We start from the raw sequence: 18258 nt of genomic DNA, 5'->3' as shown, positions 1-18258 counted from the left end.
CGGCGGCAATCAGCGAATCTTCGCCATCAGCGTCTGCGCGACATCCCGCTGCATCTGGCTGCCTTCGTGCAGTACTTCTTCCAGCATGGCGCGGGCACCGTCCGGATCGCCCATGTCGAGGTAGGCGCGGGCCAGATCGAGCTTGGTGTCGATCGGATCGTCATTCAGTTCGCCGAACTCGTCTTCCTGCACGGCGGCGTGGCCGCTGTCGTGCTGGGTTTCGTGTGCGGCCTGTGCCGGCTCGTCGAACTGCCAGGTGGAAACCGGTTCTTCCTCGTGCTTGGGCGGCGTCACCTGGCTGACGGCCGGAGCCGCCGGCTCCGCATGATGCGGGGTGAGGTCGAAGTCGAAGTGATATTCGCTGACCTTGGACGGCAGCGGCGGCGGGGCCTGGCGCGGTGCTGCCGGCTCGTCGGCGGCATGCCGGTCCTCGCCGTAGCTGTCCAGGTCGAAATGGTGCAGCGGCGAATGCTCATCGTGGCCGGACGGCGGAATGGCCGCCTGCGTAAACAGCGGATGCCCCGGCGCCAGATCCTGGCCCATATGCATCACGTCCTGCCATTCCGGCTGGTCGGCATCGGTGATATGCGCGTGCATCGCTTCGGCGGCCGCTTCGAAATGCTCCACATCGCGGCGCATGTAGTACAGGCTGACCAGCTCCAGATGCGAGGCGATGTCGTCCGGATGCTCGGCCAGTTGGTCGAGCAGTTCATCCTGGTCGGGATCGGAGCCGTGCGCGCCGTCCAGGTTGTCGACGTCGACCGTACCGAAACGATCGGCCAGCGAACCCTTGTCGGCCGGCGCCGCCTTGGACTTGGCCGGCTTGGCGCCGGACTTGCCGCGGCGGGCGAACAGCGCCAGCAAGGCCAGCACGATCACGCCGGCGCCGACGGCCATTGCCCAGGTCTGCATGTACCAGGGCAGTTCCGGCGGCGGGGTGTGATGGACCGGCGGATGCGCTGCCGGTTTCGGCTTGGCCGGTGCGCTGAGCGGGGTGGTGACCGTCGCTGCGCCCGGTGCACTGGTGCTGGCTGCCGGCTTGGCGGCCAGCGCCTGGGCGGCGGTTTCAGCCGGGGTGGAGGCCGCCGCAGCCGGCTGGGCCGGCTTGGCAGGTGCCGGCGCAGCAACTGGCGCGGGCGTGGGTGCAGGGGCCGCGGCGACCGGCGCAGCGGCCGGCATGCCCGCGGACTTGCGTGCATCGGCGAGCTGCTTCTGCAGGTCGGCGATTTCGTTGTCCTTGAGCGACAGCAGGCGCTGGTTCTTGCCGTTGAGGTCTTCCAGGTCCTTCAGGCGCGACTCCAGCTCGCCGCTTTGCTGTTGCAGCGAAGACAGCGTTTCCTGGCTGCGCTGCAGCTCCTGCCGAATGGCGGCGTTGGCCTTGCCGTTCGCGCCGCCGGCCGACTGGCCTTCGCCCGCTGCCGGCACCAGCGCCAGCTTGTCGGCCTTGCTGCTCTGCGTGGGCGCCACCGACGAATTGGCGCGTGTGCCGCCGGCAGCCACAGCCACCGGCGCACTGACCGTGCCGTTGCGCCAGTCGCTGTTTTGCTGACGCACCGTCGCGGCAGCCGCGGCCGCAGCCGTGGCCATGGCGTCATCGCGGGACGGCAGGCGCAGGATCGCGCCGGCCTTCAGGGCATTGATGTTGTCGCGGTAGAAAGCATCCGGATTGGCCGCCTTCAGCGCCAGCATCATCTGGTTGGTATCCACGCCGGTCGGCGCGGTCTGCGCGGCTACATGCGACAGCGTGGCACCCTTCTCCACCGGGCCGAACTGGCCGCCGCTAAGGCCGACCGCATGCTGGGCAGGCGCAGCGTTGGACGCAGCCTGGTGGCCGGCGGGGGCTGCTGCCGTGCTGCCGGAGGACGGCGCATGGCGATGGCTCGGCGCGCTGCTGGTCGCACTCTGTACGCTCTGCGCGGACTTGCCCGGCGGGTCGAGCAGAATGGCGAATTCGCGCACGCTGCTGCCGGCCGTGCTGGTCACTTCCATCAGCAGATCCAGGTAGGGATCGCTTACCGGAGCGCTGCTGGTGACACGGATAACCTTGTGGCCGCCTTCGTCCACCACGCTGAACTGCAGCGCGACGGTCGGGCGCTCGCTGCCCGTCTTGGCGAAAGCGTCGTTCGAAGCCAGCTGCGCGCTGAGGCTTTCCAGCTCGGCCTGGGAGGCCTGGGTCACCGGAATTTCCACCAGCAAAGGCTGGCCCAGCGCCGATTTCACATGCGCCTGGCCCAGTTCCACGGCTGCCGCCTGAGTACTGCCCAGCGCAAGCGCCATCAGTATCGACAGCTTTAACGAACGATTCATCGCGTGCTCCCCCGAGAGCCAACCCGGACGCTTTGCCTAAAAATCACCGCAGCTTGCGATGACTTCCTCTTAGAAGGCGTCACTTTAGTTAGATAAACGTCAATCAACAATACCAGAATGGTCCGATCGCCCTCTCAGCGGGCGATTTTTTCGGCGGCGTGACGGCCGTCAATGCCCGGCAGCCGGTTTACCGGCGGCATCCTGGGCGGCCTTCAGCTGCTGGCGCAGCGCCGCGATGGTACGGTCCTGCTGTTGCAGGCGATCGGCAGCCTCGCGGCTAGCCGATTCCTGCTGGCCTACGTTCTGCTGCAAATGGTCGACCTCGGCCTGATGCTGGGCAATGCGCTGGTTCATGCGGGCGACCGCCGGAGCCCCGGCGGTACTGCTGCTGGCAGCCTGCGGACCGGCTACGGCGAGTGCGGAAACCAGCAAGCCACTTACAACAACCAGCGCATTGCGATGCATTACAGATAATCCTCGATCAATAGCTCGGCGATCTGCACGGCGTTCAGCGCCGCGCCCTTGCGGATGTTGTCGGCCACCACCCACAGGTCCAGGCCGTGCTCGTGCGAGATGTCCTCGCGGATGCGGCCGACAAAGACCGGATCCTGCCCCGCCGCATCGCCCACCGGCGTGGGATAGCCGCCCGGCTTGCGCTCGTCCTGCACGACCACGCCATCGGCCTGTTCCAGCAGCTCGCGCGCCTGCTCGGCGGTGATCTTGTCGCGCGTTTCGATGTGCACGGCTTCGGCATGGCCATAGAACACCGGCACGCGCACTGCGGTGGGATTCACCTGGATCGATTCGTCCTCCAGGATCTTGCGCGTCTCCCACACCATTTTCATTTCTTCCTTGGTGTAGCCGTTGGCCTGGAATTCGTCGATGTGCGGGATGACGTTGAAGGCGATCTGCTTGGGAAACTTGCTCTTTTCCACGTCCTGGAAATTGAGCAGCGCGGCGGTCTGCTTGCCCAGTTCTTCCATGCCCGAGCGGCCGGCGCCGGACACCGATTGATAGGTGGCCACGTTGATGCGCTCGATGCCTACCGCGCGATGGATCGGCGCCAGCGCCACCAGCATCTGCATGGTGGAGCAGTTGGGGTTGGCGATGATGCCGCGCGTGGTGTACTGCGCGATGGCGTGCGGATTCACTTCGCTCACCACCAGCGGGATGTCGTCCTGGTAGCGGAATTCGGAGGTGTTATCGATCACCACAGCACCGGCGGCCGCGGCGCGCGGCGCGTGCTCGCGGCTGACGGAGCCGCCGGCCGAGAAAAAGGCGATATCCACGCCGCTGAAATCGTAGTCAGCAAGGTTCCGCACGGTGACCTGTTTGCCGTTGAACGCCACGGTGTCGCCGGCGGAACGTTCGCTCGCCAGCGGCACCAGTTCGCTGATCGGAAATTCGCGCTGCGCCAGGATGCTCAGCAGCGTTTCACCCACGGCGCCCGTGGCGCCCACCATGGCTACCTTGTAACTACTCTTCTTGCTCATCTCAGGTCACTTGTCAGGGGGTTTGGGAAGGTCGCCGCATCGGCGCCGAAACCCCAACCGGGGAATCTAGCCTGCGCAGCACGCAAACAACACGGCATGGCCTTATCAACGTGAGGCCGGTCACGTTTCGACATCATCGTCCGCCCAGCACGGCGGGATTGAGCAGCGAGGGCGGACGTCCCGCGTCGGGGCCATGCCCCAGCGCGGCGAGCAGATTATCGGCGGCCAACTGGGCCATGGCGCGCCGGGTATCGGCGCTGGCGCTGGCGATATGCGGGCTGAGCACGGCGCTCTCGAGTTCGCGCAGGGCCGGATGGAGTGCCGGCTCGCCCTCGAACACATCCAGCCCCGCGGCCGCCAGGCGCCCTTCGCGCAAGGCCACCGCCAACGCGGCATCGTCGACGATGCCGCCGCGGGCGATATTCACCAGCACCGCGGTGCGCTTCATCTGCGCCAATTCGGCGGCGCCGATCGCGTGATGTGTCTGCGCGGTATAAGGCACCACCAGCACCAGATGGTCGGCATGCTGCAGCAGCTGGGCTTTATCCACCCAGCGCGCGCGGCACTCGCGCTCGACGGCCTCCGGCAGGCGCGAGCGGTTGTGATAGATCACCGGCATGTCGAAGCCGCTGGCACGGCGTGCCACCGCCTGCCCGATCCGGCCCATGCCGAGGATGCCCAGGGTCTTGCCGTACAAGTCGACACCAAGCCAATCGTCAAAGCGCATGCCGCCGCGCCAGCGGCCGGCACGCAGCCAGCGCTCGGCGCTGCTGACCCGCCGGGCGGCGGCCAGCAGCAGCGCCCAGGCGTAGTCGGCGGTGGTCTGGGTAAGCACGTCCGGCGTATTGGTGGCCTGGATGCCAGCGGCGGTCAGTGCCTCCAGATCCAGGTTGTTGTAGCCCACCGCCAGGTTGGCGATCGCCTTCAGGCGGCGATTGCCGGCCACCACCGAAGCGTCGATACGGTCGCCCAGGCCGATGATCGCGCCATCCACCTTCACCAGCTTCGTCCGCAATTGCTCCGGCGTGCGCCTGGCCTCCCTGGTTTCCACACGCACGTCCACGTACTGCGCCAGGCTGGCCAGTACTTCGGGGAACAGTGGGCGGGACACCCAGACGCTTTGTTGCTTGCTCATCGTAAATGGTGAAAGGCGGCTTGGCCGGTGTTTCGTGGAGGTGCCGCTCCCGCGCAGGCGGGAACGGCGGCGCGCATCGTCCAATCAGGCGATGCGCGGTTTTATCTCGCCCACGTCGCCGCATTGAGCCCGATGACGCAAGGCGTGATCCATCAATACCAGTGCCATCATGGCCTCCGCGATGGGCGTGGCACGAATGCCGACGCAGGGATCGTGGCGCCCTTTGGTGACCACCTCGACCGGCTCGCCGGCCAGGTTCACGCTGTGGCCGGGAATCAGGATGCTCGAGGTGGGCTTGAGCGCGATCGAGGCACGTACCGCCTGCCCCGTGCTGATGCCGCCCAGGATGCCACCCGCGTGATTGGACGTAAAGCCGTCCATATGCATTTCATCGCGATGCTGGCTGCCGCGCTGGCCCACTACCTCGAAGCCGTCGCCGATCTCCACGCCCTTGACCGCGTTGATCGACATCAGCGCGGCGGCAAGATCGCCGTCCAGCTTGCCGTAGATCGGCTCGCCCCAGCCCGGCGGCACGCCCTCGGCCTCCACGTTGATGCGCGCGCCGACCGAATCACCGGACTTGCGCAGCGCATCCATGTACTTTTCAAGCTCAGGCACCTGCGCCGCATGCGGCCAGAAGAACGGATTCTGCTCCACCGCCTCCCAGTCGAAAGCGGTGGGCGATACCTCGCCCAGCTGCGCCAGATAGCCGCGCACGCGCACGCCATGCCGCTCCAGCAGCCATTTCTTGGCCAACACCGCCGCGGCCACGCGCATGGTGGTTTCGCGCGCCGAAGAACGCCCGCCGCCACGCGGATCGCGGATGCCGTACTTGTGCCAGTAGGTGTAGTCGGCATGGCCAGGGCGGAAAGTGGCGGCGATATCGCCGTAATCCTTGCTGCGCTGGTCGGTATTGCGGATCAGCAGCGCGATCGGCGTACCGGTGGTGCAGCCCTGGTATACCCCGGAAAGGATTTCGACATCATCCGCCTCGTGTCGCTGCGAGGTATGCCGGCTGCGCCCCGTGGCGCGGCGCTCCAGATCGGCGCGGAATTCTTGCGCATCGATCGGCAGCCCCGGCGGACAGCCGTCGATCACGCAGCCGATGGCCGGCCCGTGGCTTTCGCCGAAAGTGGTGACAGTAAATAGCTTGCCGGTGGAATTGCTGGACACGATAGAACCAATGGCGATAAAGGATGACAACGGCCGCTGCGGCGCCGAAGTCTCCCCATCTTGCCACGCCCAGGCGTCCAGCGCCGCAGAAACGACTCAGCGCAGCGCGCCTGGCGCGGGCCATTCCCGCGCCAGCAGCGCGAAAATCACGTCATCCACCCATTCGCCGCGCATTTTCAGGCTTTCCCGAAAATGCGCTTCCTGGCGCATGCCCAGCGAACGCAGCAAGGCAGCGCTCGCCAGGTTGCGCGGATCGATCGAGGCGTGCACGCGATGCGCGCCGTGCGTGCGGAACAGGAAATCCAGCAGCGCGCCCACCGCCTCACGCGCATAACCCCGGCCCTGGAAAGCCGGTGCAAGGGTGACGCCGAATTCGTAGGAGCCATCGGCATCGGCCGGAAGATGCAGACCAAGATCGCCGATCAAGCGGTCGTCGTCGGACAGGCGGATTGCCAGCTGCAGCCAGCTATCCGGTACGTCGAACGAGATCGACTGCTGCGTACGGATGAAATCGAGTGCCTCGTCAGTCGAAGCGGGACACCAGCCCTGATACCGCGCAACGGCAGGATCGGAACGGTATTGAAACAAGCTCCCGGCATCGCTTTCGCGCAGACCGTCGAGGCGCAGTCGGGCAGTGTTGAATTCCATGTGTAGCGCCCATCCAAGGCAATACGTAGGTTGGGTTAGCGCAGCGTAACCCAACAATGCTTGCCCGCTTCGATGAAGATTTGTTGGGTTACGCTGCGCTAACCCAACCTACGCGATCCGCGGCGGGATCGATCAGCGGCGTGCGGCGGCGGCCGTGCGGATCGCCGCGGCGTGTTCCACCAGTTCGCGCCGTTCGAGCGCGAATACGCCCATCTGGCCGACCTTGAACTCGATCCATACGAAGGGCACTTCGGGCAGCAGCGTATTGAGCGCGTGCTCGCTTTCGCCGACCTCGACGATCAGCAGGCCGTCTTCGCTGAGGTGATCGGGCGCTTCCTCGAGGATGCGCAGGCAGATATCCAGGCCGTCCTCGCCCGAGGTCAGGCCGAGTTTGGGCTCGTGGCTGTATTCGCCCGGCAGCGCGGCATATTCGTCTTCGGTGACGTACGGCGGATTGGACACGATCAGATCGTACTTGCGGCCCTGCAGGCCACCGAACAGATCCGATTGCACCACCTCAACGCGATCGCTCACGTGCTGGAACGCCACGTTCTCACGCGCCAGCGACAAGGCATCGTCGCTGATGTCCACGATGTCCACCTGCCAGTGCGGGTGGTATTCGGCCATGGCGATGCCGATGCAACCGGAGCCGGTGCACAGGTCCAGCGCATGCTCCACGTGACGGCCATCCAGCCAGGGCGCAAAGCCCGATTCGATCAATTCGGCGATGGGCGAGCGCGGCACCAGGGCACGGCGGTCGCTCTTGAACTTCATGCCGGCAAACCAGGTTTCGCCGACCAGATAGGCCACCGGCAGGCGCTCGTTGATGCGCCGCTCGATCAGGTTCAGCACGCGCAGGCGCTCCTCCGCGGTGAGCTTGCCGGCGCCATAGGCCGGCGGAATATCCGGTGGCAGGTGCAGGCTGGCCAGCACCAGGTGGGTAGCCTCGTCGATCGGATTGTCGTGGCTGTGCCCGAAAGTCAGCCCGGCCGCGGAGAAGCGGCTGGCGCCGTAGCGGATGAAGTCGATGATCGAGGCGAGTTCGGCAGTCACGTAGGCACGGTCCGGCTTGGGGGCTGTGAAGTATAGCGACTGCTCATCAGGAGACCCACGCAGATTCATGGCTATGGCTCACGCGGCCTCGCCTCCGTGAGGGCCGTAATACATGATCCAGGCGCTGAAATCGCGACTGAAATCCTCGAAATGGTGCGGGGTGCCGGCGGGCACGAACAGCAGCTCGCCCGGCCCGAAGGCCCGGCGCGTATCACCGCAGACGAAATAGCCCTTGCCGGCGATCACCATGCACAGCTCATCGCGGCGGTGCGGGGCCTGCGTGTCGATCCCGGAGGGCTGGAAGATCTCCACCTCCAGCGTGCCGTGCCGGAACATGCCGGCGGATGTCTTGCGCGCCTGGTCGAGTGCGGCCAGGGCGGCGGCGGGTGTCATACGTGGTTGCATGCTGCCTCCCCGAAAGCCAATTCAACCCCCGTCTGAGATTGGCTCTCTTTTCCTTATACTTGCCGGATGACTTTCAAGGTATTCCTGCAATACATCCTTCCCCATCGGGCCTTGTCGCGCGTGGTGTACTGGGCCACACGCTGGACTTTTGCACCGTGGAAGAACTTCCTGATCGGCCAGATCGTGCGCAGCTACCAGGTCGACATGACCGAGGCCGCCCAGTCCGATCCGTTTGCCTATCCCCACTTCAATGCGTTCTTCACGCGCAAGCTGCGCCCCGATGCCCGCCGTGCTGATGCGGCGCCGGCCGCACTGCTTTCGCCAGCCGACGGACGCATCAGCCAGGCGGGTCCGATCAACGGCGGACGCATATTCCAGGCCAAGGGCCAGGACTACACCGCCGCCGAACTGCTGGGTGACGAGGCCGCCGCGGCCCCCTACCGCAACGGACGCTTCGTCACCATTTACCTCTCGCCGCGTGACTATCACCGAGTCCATATGCCCCTGCGCGGCCAGCTGAAGGAGACCGTGCATATACCGGGCCGCATCTTCAGCGTGGCGCCGTTTGCGGTGGAAGCGATCCCGCGCCTGTTCGCGCGCAACGAGCGCCTGGTCTGCCATTTCGAAGACGAGCACGGCCGCCCGTTCGTGCTGGTGATGGTGGGCGCGATCCTGGTCTCCTCGGTCGCCACCGTGTGGGACGGCCTGGTGATTCCGCCGTATGCGTCGTCGATCCGGCGCAAATCCTTCGCCGGGCAGAACATCACGCTCGAACGCTTCGCCGAGATGGCACGCTTCAACATGGGCTCCACCGTGATCGTGCTGCTGCCCGAAGGCATGGCCGAACTCGATGCCATGAATTCGCAGCAGGTGATCAAGCTTGGTCAGCGATTAGGTGAACTGCATCACACTTAGTTCGCCCTGCCGGCGTTTTTGCCTGGCCCTGTGCGCCGAACTTTGACACCTGTTGTCATTTTGTGACGTTTTCGGCGCATCCGCGTGAAGCAGGCCGTTATCCTCCGCGCCTAATCCGCGCAGTCGTGCGGCACTGTTCGACGAGGGGTCCCAATGCAGATTGTCACCCGCCTTATTGCGATGACTCGCGCCCGCCAGTTGCAGCGCCAGTTCCAGCAGATCGATCGCAACATCGCCGTGCTGCCCGCACGCACGCGCTCGCGTCTGGCCATCATGACCCTGCGCGAGATCGGCCAAGCCTCCAAGTGCGAATTCCCGCACCTGTACGGCACCGCCCCCGAGCAGCGCTACATGCCCTGGGGCCAGGGCACCGAGATCGGCTACGGCCGCGCGCAATCCGAGAATCCCGAAGTAGCCCTGCGCGGCATCGCGCTGTGGCTGGCGGTGGCCTATCACGAAACCAAGGAATCGCCGCACACCAGCCTGCAGCCGCAGCACCGCCAGCTGCTGCGCGTATTGCGCGAGCTGCGCGACGCCGGCAGCGAGCAACAGGATGCGACCGCGCAGTGGATGCGTTCCGGCGCCGCGGCCTAAAGCATCGCCGTAGGTTGGGTTAGCGCAGCGTAACCCAACAGATCTTCACCGAAGCGATCAAACTCCGTTGGGTTACGCTACGCTAACCCAACCTACGTTGGTTCCGTGCGGACGGCGGCGTTAGCGACAGCTCGGCAGTTTCAGCACCTGCCCTACCTTCACATGATTGAACTTGAGGTTGTTCATGCGAGCCACTTCGCTCTCGCTCGAACAGCCGCCATGCTTGCGCACGATGCTGCCCAGCGTATCGCCACGGCGCACGGTGTAGCGCTGGGTGGAACTGGAAGCTGCCGCCACTGCCGGCGGCGGATCGGGGAATACCGGCACTACGGCGTTATGCAGATCGGCCGCCAGGATCGGCCACGGCCCATTCACGCAGCGCACGGCGTAGACGCCCTCCAGCGCCTTGGGAATCTGCAATTCCGCGCCCACCGGCTGCTCCTGCTGCGGATCCAGCCGCGGGTTGAGATTGCGCAGCGTGCGGAACCAGCCGTCCGGCATGTCGTTGGCCGAGCCCAGGCACACGGTGAGTTCGGAAATCGACGCTGCGCGCTTGAGCGTGATGTTGCCGGTGAGGCCATCCACCTTCGGGAAGCGCAGGTTGTAGCTGTCCGGATGCAGGAACAGCCACGCTGCCGCCAACACCGACGGCACGTAGTCACGCGTTTCCTGGGACACCTGGCCGTAGATGCGCGGATCGTAGAAGCTCACCGAGGTATCGTCGCCGACCAGGCGCTTCATGCGCCCTTCGCCACCGTTGTACGCGGCCAGGGTCAGCTCCAGGTTGTCGTTGAACACCTTCAGCTGCTCATCCATGTACGCGGCATTGGCGCGGGCCGACTCGCCAGGATCGAAGCGCGAGTCGAAGCCATCCTGATCGCTCAGCCCGAAACGCAGTCCCGTGGCATACATGAACTGCAAGGGGCCGGCCGCACCCGAGCGCGATACCGCGTGCACCTTGCCGCCCGATTCCTTGGCCAGAATGCCGAACAGCAGCGCCTCGGGCAGGCCTTCCTGCTGGTACTGCGGCCACATCTCCTGGCGCAGGTACTGGTAATTCACGTAGGCGTCCATCAGGTTGCCGCGCCATTGCGTCAACCACATCTCCAGCGCCGCCTTCACCGGTCCGTTCATGGCGATCAACTCGGACAGCTGGTGGCCGCGCAGCAAGGTCACGCTGCGCTGCACTTCGGGCAGGCTGCCGGCGGCGCCGGCCTGGCCGGCCACCGGCACGGACGAGGTTTCGCCCGTGGCCGCTTCGCCTTCGCCCGGCGTTTCGTCGCCGATAAAGCTGCCGTCCTTCAGGCGCAGCAGATGATCAAACACCGAGAAGAAGCGCTGCGGATCGCAGCCCGGAGTGGTACCGCAATGCGCGGAAGCCTCCTTGAGCTGATCGAGCGCACCATCGAGGGTTTTCTGCGCAGCCTCGATGTCGCCGGCGCGGGTCTGCTGCAAGGCCGTCTCGTAACTCTTGCTGGCCTGGTCGAGCTGGGTGTAGAGCACGTTCACCGCATCCGGTGTTGGTGCGGGCTTGGCCGCCTTGCTGCCGGATGCGCACCCCCCCAATAGCGTCAGCCCCGCGGCCAATAGAACCAGACGAAGGGACACAGCTACGGGGCGATTCGGCATGTCGGCAATACACCTGCAATGAAGGCGCAACCATAGCGGGCGACGCGGATGCAAACAACTTCTTTCGACGCCGCTACAATGCGTGCCCTGTGCCACCATCGCAACGATAACCGCGTATTGCCATGACTCGCTGGCGTCCACCTGCCCCACGCTCCACTGCCATCATCACGCGCGAAGGCTTCGAGAAGCTCAAGAGCGAACTGGACCATCTCTGGCACACGCTGCGCCCAGAGGTGGTGAAGGCGCTGGCTGCCGCCGCGGCCGAAGGCGATCGCTCGGAAAACGCCGAGTACACCTATCGCAAGAAGCAGCTCGGCGAGATCGATCGGCGCGTGCGTTATCTGAGCAAGCGCATTCCCTCGCTGAAGGTGGCCGAAGGAACGCCTGCCGATCGCGACACCGTGTTCTTCGGCGCCGTCATCGAACTGGAAAACGTCGACAGCGGCGACACGCTGCGCTATCGCATCGTCGGGCCCGACGAGACCGATGCCAAGCGTGGTTGGATCAGCATCGACTCGCCTATGGCCCGTGCAGTGATGAAGAAAAAAGTGGACGACGAATTCGAGGCCGAGCTGCCCGGCGGGCGTACGCGCTTTGCCGTGATCGGTGTCGACTATCCGCAATAAACTGCGCATACCGCGCCCCCCCGCTGCCCTACGTCAACCCCGCATCCGGCGACACGTTAAAACTGTCTCGAGACTTGCACGTTGGCGCTTCGCGCGGGGAATCACTCCGGAATGTCAGCATCACCACCGCGCCGCAAGGCGCTGCTTATCCTGGGCATGCATCGCAGCGGAACCTCCGCTGTCACGCGCGTGGTCAATCTGCTGGGGGCCAATATCGGCCGCAATATCCTGCCGCCAGGCGCAGGCAATTCCGAAGGTTTTTGGGAGCACGCCGATGCGATGCTGACCAATCACTATCTGCTGGAATCATTCGGGCGCAGCTGGTTCGATATCCGCCGCCTGCCGCCCCATTGGCTGCAGCGGCCGGAAGCGCAAAACGTGCAGCCACGCATTCGGCGCATCATCAGCGATGAATTCGCCGCCAGCACCCTGGTAGCCGTCAAAGACCCGCGCATGTGCCTGACCGCACCGGCATGGATCGATGCCTTCCGCGCCATGGGCTACGAGGTGCAATGCCTGCTGGTGGTGCGCGATCCGCGCGAAGTCGCCGCCTCCCTGCAAGCACGCGAACCGTGGATGCGCGAGCCGGCATACCTGCTGTGGGCGCACTACATGGTGGAAGCGGTGCTGGCCGCGCGCGAATGCCCGCGCGCGCTGATCACCTACGATCAATTGCTGGGCGATTGGCGCGCCACCATGCAGCGCGTCGCCGGTACGCTGGCGCTGACTTGGCCACGCGCCGAAGCGGCCGCCAGTTCGGACATCGACAGCTTTCTGCATGCAGGTCATCGCCATCATCGGGCCAGGCCCGAGCATGACAGCGCATTGCCGGACAATCTCCCGCCCTTCGTCGCCGAGTTCTACCGCCATTGCCTCGCACTGGCCCAAGCGCGCAGCGATTGGCAGGCACTGGATCAGGCTGCGCTCAACTTCCGCAGCGTCTCCGAGCTGTACAGCACGCATCTGGACCAGGTGCATGCGAGGGAGCAGGAGCTGACCAAAAAGCTGCTTGCCTACGAAGAGCTGCTGAAGAACATCGCCGCAAAAATCCAGCCGAAAAGCTGATCAATCCAGGCGCCATGGCGCGGGATAGCGGCGCCCGGCACGCAAGGGCTGATAGCAGGCGGCGTTGAGATGAAAGGCTTCGCTTTCATTCTCGGCATGCCAGCCCGGAATGCCTGACAGCGGCAACGGACGCAATTCCTGCGGATCGCGCAGCAACCGCCCGGCGGCAATCGCCTCGGCACACTGCGCCAGCGCCCGCGACGAATCGGCAGCATCCACCGCCAGGGCCTTGCCCACCAGCAACTTGCCCGGCGTCAGCGCGTGCTCCAGCAAGGCGTGGCCGAACAGTTCCAGCTCGATGCAGCCATCGCGCCACGCACTGCGCTGGCGCCAGAACAAGCCGTGCCAGTCATGCGCATCCCACAAAGCCATCAAGCCAGGATCGCGCACCATGACCAGCACGCCGGCCTCGTCAAAATGCGTTTGCGCACATTGCGGGCGCGAACGTTCGCGCGGGCCGAAGCGGATGATCTCTGCCACTTGCTGCCGGTTGAGCGCGCGCTTCAGCGCCGGATGGCGCAGCCAGATCATGGCGTTGAACAGGTCGTGCCAGTTTTGTTCGCGCGTGGCGATCACACCATGCTGCGCGATGCGCTGCTCGTAATGCAGCCCATCTTCGAGCAGCGCGCGGGTCTGCGCCACGAAGCGCTCGCCAGCTTCCGCGGGCCAATGTGCATTGAGCTGCTCGATCGACGGCCAGCCGGCGCCGCGCAACCAGTCGCCATGGCTGTCCCAGTCACGCAGCGGCGCGTAGTCGAATACCGCCGGATCGACCGCAGCGCGAGCAGGCGCGAGATAGCGCATGGCGCGCCGGCTCAGTGCACCAGGCTAGCGTGCAGATCGTGTTCGTCGGCAGCCTGCACCACCACTTCGACGAACTGGCCCGGTTTCAGCGCCTGGCCGTTGGCGATGTGCACCACGCCATCGATCTCCGGCGCATCGGCCGCCGAACGCGCCACCGCGCCATCGGCGCCGGCCTCGTCGACCAGCACCTTGATCGTGCGGCCAACCTTGCGCTGCAGCTTCGCCGCGGAAATCTCCGCCTGCACTGCCATGAACTGCTCCAGGCGATCTTCCTTCAGCTCTTCGGAAACCGGATTGGGCAGCTCGTTCGCCTTGGCGCCGTCCACCGGCGAATAGGTGAAGGCACCCACGCGATCGAGCTCGGCTTCGCGCAGGAAATCCAGCAGTTCTTCAAACTCCGCATCGGTCTCGCCGGGGAAACCGACGATAAAGGTGCTGCGCAAGGTGAGATCCGGCACCAGCTTGCGCCAGTTCTGGATGCGCTCCAGGGTCTTGTCGATATTGCCCGGGCGCTTCATCAGCTTGAGGATGCGCGGGCTGGCATGCTGGAACGGGATATCCAGGTACGGCAGCAGCTTGCCTTCGGCCATCAAGGGCATGATCTCGTCCACGTGCGGATACGGATACACGTAGTGCAGGCGCGTCCACACGCCCAGCTCCGACAGGCCTTCGCACAATTCGGTCATGCGCGTGCGGTACTGCGTGTTGCGCCAGCTGCGTTCGGCGTATTTGATATCCACGCCGTAGGCGCTGGTGTCCTGCGAAATCACCAGCAGCTCCTTCACCCCGCCCTTGGCCAGCTTTTCCGCTTCCAGCAGCACTTCGTCCACCGGGCGCGAGACCAGGTCGCCACGCATCGAGGGAATGATGCAGAAGCTGCAACGGTGATTGCAGCCCTCGGAAATCTTCAGATACGCGTAGTGCTTGGGCGTCAGCTTGATGCCGGTATCGGGAATGATGTCCAGTAGCGGATTGCGCTTGGGCGGCAGCGCCGCATGCACCGCATTCATCACGCTGCCGTAGTCCTGCGGACCGGTAATGGCCAGCACATCCGGATAAGCCTCGCGGATCAGCTCCGAGCGCTTGCCCAGGCAACCGGTAACGATCACCTTGCCGTTCTCGTGCAGCGCCTCGCCGATCGCGTCCAGCGACTCCTGCACGGCCGCATCGATAAAGCCGCAGGTATTCACCACCACCGCATCGGCCGCGTCGTAGCTGGGCACAATCTCGTACCCCTCCACCTTCAGCTGGGTGAGGATGCGCTCGGAATCGACCAGCGCCTTGGGGCAGCCGAGGCTGAGCAGCCCGATTTTGGGCGCAGGCGCCATATTAACCTTTAATTCTAAACGCTTTTTCACTCGCTCACCGAATTTCTGCAGGGACCAGGGTGCCCTGATTCACACTAAACTAGTATTTTACCCTGCTGTCCGCTTCCAGTCGCTTCCTCAACTCAGTGCCATGTGAACATGAGTGCTGATATGGCCATGCGCAATGTCCGCTACCCATTTATGGCGAAGCTGAGATTGAGTGAAGGCTCCGATGCTTCTTCAACTCAGTGCCATGTGCACATGAGTACTAAAGTGGCAAGCAAAGGCAATATAAAAGAGATAGATCGTTAAACCAGGCGCGCCGCCGCGAAGCAACAGAAAGTGAAAAAAGCTTAGCGTGGCGTCAAAAAAAATATTTTCACTTGGTTGCAAGCCAAAGTACGAAGCGAAATAGCGATTCCAGTACTGCGTGATCGCCGGGCCAACACGGCGGCGAAGGATCGGGACGGACCACGCCAGAAATTGCACTTCCAAGATCAAAAGCAATCCGTCAAGGCCCACTGAGCCAATCAAATCGAGCAGTGGTGCAAACACATGAAGCGTAGGATGGCAGAGCAATATGACCGTGAGGATGGCCAGCACGATTTGGAATAGGCGCCCAAACCAACGCCGCAAAGACTTTTTTGTGAAACGAATTGACCACATCGGCCATCTAGCCTCGACGATTGAATTGTAAGTGCCGGACCGGACTACCGGCGCATTATGCCCCAGGCTCGGTTAGAGGCTGCAACAATGTGTCCGTCAAGGGTCAACAGCCGACATTTCACACTTGCCTAGACCCCGTCTAAGCCGCAAATCAGGAAATGAGTAGGTTGTTCAGTATAGATAGAGTGCGCCAGGGGCAGCCGAGGCTGACGAAACCGATTTTCTGGGTGGCCTTGGACATGACCTGGGGACCGTTAAGGGGTTGGCAAACTGCGAATTATAGCGGGAACCAGAGCTGCTGGTGCCTGGCTGCCAGCCGCCCCCTCAAAACAGGAAGGGAGTCCCACAAGGGAGTGCTGTTGGGCATAACTGAACCTGGAACCGTTTCTGAAAAGAAAGCGGCCTAAAGCCGCTTTCTTTTTACTATCAGTCGCTATAGGCCCGTTGGATTTAGGTTCCAGCGGGTCACGCTCCCTCGTCGACCTTATTTAGACGGCATCGCCAGCACGTCCTCAGCGATTTCAAACAGCCGGATCGCGTTAGGAATCGATGTTCGTATTCCAGCGATAGCATCGTTCAAGCTTGCCACGCTTAGATCTTTACTAACAAGGTTTTCCACCACGTTGCGGACGCGTTCGAGGCACGCCAAAGCTTGCAATAGTGGATCGGCAACCGTAGGGTCGAACCTGACTACGTCATCTTTGTATTTCTCAACTGTCGGCATTCGTATCTTTGCCAGCGTCTGAACGACCTCTACAGATTGCCTTGAATTCGCCATGCGCACCTGCGGAATTGAAGCGCAATCGTTGCGTACTTGCTCTAAGGCAGCCCTTGCAGTCCGCACATCCCCAAGAAAGGAAGGCGCCAATATCTCCATAGTCTTGCGCGTCTGGCTCCTGCTATCTCGTGCCTGATTTTGATAAATGCGCCACGAAATATAGGAACCGCCCAAAGAAACTAGCGGCGAAACTACACCGAGCGTTATCGTCACCAAGTCCGGCACAGACATACGCAAACACCCCTGTACGGTTCTCTGTGAAGTCCAAAAATTATAGTGGGATTCGGGAACCCGCTGCCGGCCGGCCCCTACGCCGCCCCAAAAGCGGCTGGGGAGCCCGTTATAGCTCAAGCCCCTTGCACCGGACGTATACGGTCTCCACTGCCTTGAGCCTCCCGGCTACAAAGTAAGTCAACCTGGAACCGCTTTCCACGTAAGGACAGTCAATGATTGGAATGCACAAAACTGGTGGTTTATCCGACTCAGTTATTAGCGCTGTTTGTTTCGAAGGACTTAGCGTTACCGCGGCCGACGGGAAACCTGCTCAATTGGCGATCATTGATGAGCACGGCCAAATTATCGAGAGCGGAAAAAATGTCGCTAAAGAGGCGTGGAACGTAGCTATCGCTTGCTAAAAAAGTTTTCCACAAGGATCGGCGCATATACCTATACACACATCCCCCACCGAACAAATAAAGATCAAAAGGAAAGCGGCATAATGCCGCTTTCTTCGTTAGTATCCAGTGCTTTGGAGAGAGTATCTAGGGGGCAGAACATGAAAGCCAAAGAGATTCTACAAGAGCTGCAGCGATGGACCTTTCCAGTCGCCAGTGGAGTGCTTTGTATTTTCGGTGGTGTAAATTTGTTCATCGGCACTTACTTTGCGGCAGAGGGGAATATTTCGGTCGCAGGCACGTGCCTCGCTGCAGGACTTGTACTTGTTTTGGCGGGAAATATAGATAAATTTGAATCTTTGAAAGGTCTTGGCATTGAAGCAAAGACCCGTAAGCTGGAAGAAAAGATTACAGAGGCAACGGACATACTCGCCCGCATAAGGGAACTAAGCGAACTCACCTGCGAAAGCCTCGTCAACCTACAAAGCAAAGCCGGACGCTTCACCGGTCCTCCGACCCCCCAATACGCTTACGCTACGGCCCAGAACGTTGTCAAAACTCTCAAGGGCGTAGGAAGCTCCTCATCTAAAATAAGGACCGCTCTATCATCATGGATTGACATGTTTTTAGGCGACTTCGCGGCCGCGCTGTATGCCCCTGTCAAGCAAAAACAAAGGGAGCTTATGGCTGCCTTGCATCAAGAAATGACATACGCGCAGTTGGAAAAAAACGATGAAAAGGCCGATGAAGTTAACCGCAGGATCGTCACTGCGTCTAAACACAATGTACGAAGCAATGACATTTATGAAATTGTAGCATCTAACCCCGAAGCCTTTATGCAATTTGTACTAGAAGCTCCAGTTTCTAGTGATGAAGCAATGGCGCCTGTGATTGCGCAAATTAAATCGTGAGCTGACCTGAAATTTCTGGTCCAGATCCAAAGTTCATAGACTTATGACGAGGAGACTGGACGATGCCCAAGAAACGCTTTAGTTCCGAAGAGATCATCCACAAGCTGCGCGAGGCCGAGGTGCTTTCCTCGCAGG

General features: G+C 62.7%; 18 protein-coding genes. 5 read left to right on the top strand and 13 right to left on the bottom strand.

The window, feature by feature from the left end; genetic code table 11:
* Positions 1-9: 9 nt before the first annotated feature.
* The 8 genes from IGX34_RS21235 to IGX34_RS21200 form a co-directional block, all read right to left on the bottom strand.
* Positions 10-2307 (bottom strand): motility hub landmark protein FimV, encoded by a 2298-nt coding sequence (locus IGX34_RS21235; RefSeq protein ID WP_192557763.1) that lies wholly within the window; start codon positions 2305-2307, stop codon positions 10-12.
* A 168-nt stretch (positions 2308-2475) separates the two neighbouring features.
* Entirely contained in the window at positions 2476-2772 is a 297-nt protein-coding gene (locus IGX34_RS21230; protein ID WP_192557762.1) for a hypothetical protein, read from the bottom strand.
* Positions 2772-3800 (bottom strand): aspartate-semialdehyde dehydrogenase, encoded by a 1029-nt coding sequence (locus tag IGX34_RS21225; RefSeq protein WP_192557761.1) that lies wholly within the window; start codon positions 3798-3800, stop codon positions 2772-2774. Before IGX34_RS21225 ends, IGX34_RS21230 begins: the two co-directional genes overlap by 1 nt.
* A gap of 133 nt (positions 3801-3933) precedes the next feature.
* The gene (locus tag IGX34_RS21220) at positions 3934-4935 is read right to left on the bottom strand and encodes a 2-hydroxyacid dehydrogenase (RefSeq protein ID WP_192557760.1); all 1002 of its coding nucleotides are present in this window, start codon (positions 4933-4935) and stop codon (positions 3934-3936) included.
* 84 nt (positions 4936-5019) lie between these two features.
* The gene (aroC, locus tag IGX34_RS21215) at positions 5020-6108 is read right to left on the bottom strand and encodes a chorismate synthase (RefSeq protein ID WP_192557759.1); all 1089 of its coding nucleotides are present in this window, start codon (positions 6106-6108) and stop codon (positions 5020-5022) included.
* A gap of 96 nt (positions 6109-6204) precedes the next feature.
* Positions 6205-6756, bottom strand: a complete 552-nt coding sequence (locus IGX34_RS21210; RefSeq protein WP_192557758.1) for a GNAT family N-acetyltransferase — start codon at positions 6754-6756, stop codon at positions 6205-6207.
* 132 nt (positions 6757-6888) lie between these two features.
* Positions 6889-7809 carry a 50S ribosomal protein L3 N(5)-glutamine methyltransferase gene (gene prmB, locus IGX34_RS21205; protein ID WP_338015526.1) on the bottom strand — a complete coding sequence of 307 codons (921 nt, stop codon included), beginning with the start codon at positions 7807-7809 and terminating at the stop codon, positions 6889-6891.
* A 78-nt stretch (positions 7810-7887) separates the two neighbouring features.
* Positions 7888-8214, bottom strand: a complete 327-nt coding sequence (locus tag IGX34_RS21200) for a cupin domain-containing protein (RefSeq protein WP_225737678.1) — start codon at positions 8212-8214, stop codon at positions 7888-7890.
* A 66-nt stretch (positions 8215-8280) separates the two neighbouring features.
* Here IGX34_RS21200 and asd point away from each other — a divergent pair, with 66 nt between their 5' ends.
* Positions 8281-9129, top strand: a complete 849-nt coding sequence (gene asd / locus IGX34_RS21195) for an archaetidylserine decarboxylase (RefSeq protein WP_192557756.1) — start codon at positions 8281-8283, stop codon at positions 9127-9129.
* 153 nt (positions 9130-9282) lie between these two features.
* The gene (locus IGX34_RS21190; protein WP_192557755.1) at positions 9283-9723 is read left to right on the top strand and encodes a hypothetical protein; all 441 of its coding nucleotides are present in this window, start codon (positions 9283-9285) and stop codon (positions 9721-9723) included.
* 120 nt (positions 9724-9843) lie between these two features.
* Here IGX34_RS21190 and IGX34_RS21185 read toward each other — a convergent pair whose 3' ends face one another.
* Positions 9844-11352, bottom strand: coding sequence for a transglycosylase SLT domain-containing protein (locus tag IGX34_RS21185; RefSeq protein WP_192557754.1), 1509 nt, complete (start codon positions 11350-11352; stop codon positions 9844-9846).
* A gap of 122 nt (positions 11353-11474) precedes the next feature.
* On the opposite strand from IGX34_RS21185, the gene greB reads away from it, so the two are divergent.
* Both greB and IGX34_RS21175 read left to right on the top strand, forming a co-directional pair.
* Positions 11475-11978 (top strand): transcription elongation factor GreB, encoded by a 504-nt coding sequence (gene greB / locus IGX34_RS21180; protein ID WP_192557753.1) that lies wholly within the window; start codon positions 11475-11477, stop codon positions 11976-11978.
* A 111-nt stretch (positions 11979-12089) separates the two neighbouring features.
* Positions 12090-13043 (top strand): sulfotransferase family protein, encoded by a 954-nt coding sequence (locus tag IGX34_RS21175; RefSeq protein WP_192557752.1) that lies wholly within the window; start codon positions 12090-12092, stop codon positions 13041-13043.
* Here IGX34_RS21175 and IGX34_RS21170 read toward each other — a convergent pair whose 3' ends face one another.
* From IGX34_RS21170 to IGX34_RS21155, 4 genes are all read right to left on the bottom strand, one after another.
* Positions 13044-13847, bottom strand: a complete 804-nt coding sequence (locus IGX34_RS21170) for a DUF3025 domain-containing protein (protein WP_192557751.1) — start codon at positions 13845-13847, stop codon at positions 13044-13046.
* Between the two features lie 11 nt (positions 13848-13858).
* Entirely contained in the window at positions 13859-15175 is a 1317-nt protein-coding gene (gene rimO, locus IGX34_RS21165; RefSeq protein WP_192557750.1) for a 30S ribosomal protein S12 methylthiotransferase RimO, read from the bottom strand.
* A 219-nt stretch (positions 15176-15394) separates the two neighbouring features.
* Positions 15395-15757, bottom strand: a complete 363-nt coding sequence (locus IGX34_RS21160) for a hypothetical protein (RefSeq protein ID WP_192557749.1) — start codon at positions 15755-15757, stop codon at positions 15395-15397.
* A 547-nt stretch (positions 15758-16304) separates the two neighbouring features.
* On the bottom strand, positions 16305-16829 hold the full coding sequence (locus IGX34_RS21155) for a hypothetical protein (RefSeq protein ID WP_192557748.1): 525 nt from the start codon (positions 16827-16829) through the stop codon (positions 16305-16307).
* A gap of 544 nt (positions 16830-17373) precedes the next feature.
* On the opposite strand from IGX34_RS21155, the gene IGX34_RS21150 reads away from it, so the two are divergent.
* Positions 17374-18123 (top strand): hypothetical protein, encoded by a 750-nt coding sequence (locus IGX34_RS21150; protein WP_192557747.1) that lies wholly within the window; start codon positions 17374-17376, stop codon positions 18121-18123.
* The last annotated feature ends 135 nt before the right edge of the window (positions 18124-18258 follow it).

It is taken from the genome of Dyella acidiphila, assembly GCF_014863405.1.
GTDB lineage: Bacteria > Pseudomonadota > Gammaproteobacteria > Xanthomonadales > Rhodanobacteraceae > Dyella_B > Dyella_B acidiphila.
Note: the sequence above shows the minus strand (reverse complement) of the source record. Positions and strands in the feature narration are given on the sequence as shown.

What these genes read in the sequence shown, in the direction of transcription:
- IGX34_RS21235 (WP_192557763.1), bottom strand. Translation starts at nt 2,307, where the DNA reads ATGAATCGTTCGTTAAAGCTGTCGATACTGATGGCGCTTGCGCTGGGC.
- IGX34_RS21230 (WP_192557762.1), bottom strand. Translation starts at nt 2,772, where the DNA reads ATGCATCGCAATGCGCTGGTTGTTGTAAGTGGCTTGCTGGTTTCCGCA.
- IGX34_RS21225 (WP_192557761.1), bottom strand. Translation starts at nt 3,800, where the DNA reads ATGAGCAAGAAGAGTAGTTACAAGGTAGCCATGGTGGGCGCCACGGGC.
- IGX34_RS21220 (WP_192557760.1), bottom strand. Translation starts at nt 4,935, where the DNA reads ATGAGCAAGCAACAAAGCGTCTGGGTGTCCCGCCCACTGTTCCCCGAA.
- IGX34_RS21210 (WP_192557758.1), bottom strand. Translation starts at nt 6,756, where the DNA reads ATGGAATTCAACACTGCCCGACTGCGCCTCGACGGTCTGCGCGAAAGC.
- IGX34_RS21200 (WP_225737678.1), bottom strand. Translation starts at nt 8,214, where the DNA reads ATGCAACCACGTATGACACCCGCCGCCGCCCTGGCCGCACTCGACCAG.
- asd (WP_192557756.1), top strand. Translation starts at nt 8,281, where the DNA reads ATGACTTTCAAGGTATTCCTGCAATACATCCTTCCCCATCGGGCCTTG.
- IGX34_RS21190 (WP_192557755.1), top strand. Translation starts at nt 9,283, where the DNA reads ATGCAGATTGTCACCCGCCTTATTGCGATGACTCGCGCCCGCCAGTTG.
- IGX34_RS21185 (WP_192557754.1), bottom strand. Translation starts at nt 11,352, where the DNA reads ATGCCGAATCGCCCCGTAGCTGTGTCCCTTCGTCTGGTTCTATTGGCC.
- greB (WP_192557753.1), top strand. Translation starts at nt 11,475, where the DNA reads ATGACTCGCTGGCGTCCACCTGCCCCACGCTCCACTGCCATCATCACG.
- IGX34_RS21175 (WP_192557752.1), top strand. Translation starts at nt 12,090, where the DNA reads ATGTCAGCATCACCACCGCGCCGCAAGGCGCTGCTTATCCTGGGCATG.
- IGX34_RS21170 (WP_192557751.1), bottom strand. Translation starts at nt 13,847, where the DNA reads ATGCGCTATCTCGCGCCTGCTCGCGCTGCGGTCGATCCGGCGGTATTC.
- rimO (WP_192557750.1), bottom strand. Translation starts at nt 15,175, where the DNA reads ATGGCGCCTGCGCCCAAAATCGGGCTGCTCAGCCTCGGCTGCCCCAAG.
- IGX34_RS21155 (WP_192557748.1), bottom strand. Translation starts at nt 16,829, where the DNA reads ATGTCTGTGCCGGACTTGGTGACGATAACGCTCGGTGTAGTTTCGCCG.
- IGX34_RS21150 (WP_192557747.1), top strand. Translation starts at nt 17,374, where the DNA reads ATGAAAGCCAAAGAGATTCTACAAGAGCTGCAGCGATGGACCTTTCCA.